The sequence below is a fragment of the Paenibacillus tyrphae genome, assembly GCF_027925525.1.
Lineage (GTDB): Bacteria > Bacillota > Bacilli > Paenibacillales > NBRC-103111 > Paenibacillus_G > Paenibacillus_G tyrfis_B.
On record NZ_BSDJ01000106.1, the window covers coordinates 1 to 380 of the forward strand.

At 59.7% G+C, this 380-nt stretch carries 1 protein-coding gene; it reads left to right on the forward strand.

Annotation, left to right across the window (positions count from 1 at the left end; genetic code table 11):
• A partial coding sequence (locus QMG93_RS35055; protein ID WP_281944530.1) for an AMP-binding protein occupies positions 1–380 on the forward strand: 380 nt, incomplete at both ends.

Consider the following 380-nt stretch of genomic DNA (forward strand, 5'->3'; position numbering starts at 1 on the left):
GAGCGAGCCGCACGATCTGGCGTACGTGATCTACACGTCGGGCACGACGGGACGGCCGAAAGGCGTTATGATCGAGCACCGCAGCCTGGTGAATACGGCCGCGGCCTATCGCCGGGAATACCGGCTGGATCAGTTCCCGGTGCGGCTGCTGCAATTGGCGAGCTTCTCCTTCGACGTGTTCGTCGGGGATATCGCGCGGACGCTGTACAATGGCGGAACGATGGTCATTTGCCCGAAAGACGACCGGATCGATCCGACTCGTCTGTATGGCTGGATTCGCGACCGGCAGATTACGATCTTCGAATCGACGCCTGCGCTGATCGTGCCGTTCATGGAATATGTAACAGAGCAGGGCTTGGATATGAGCTCGATGGAGCTGC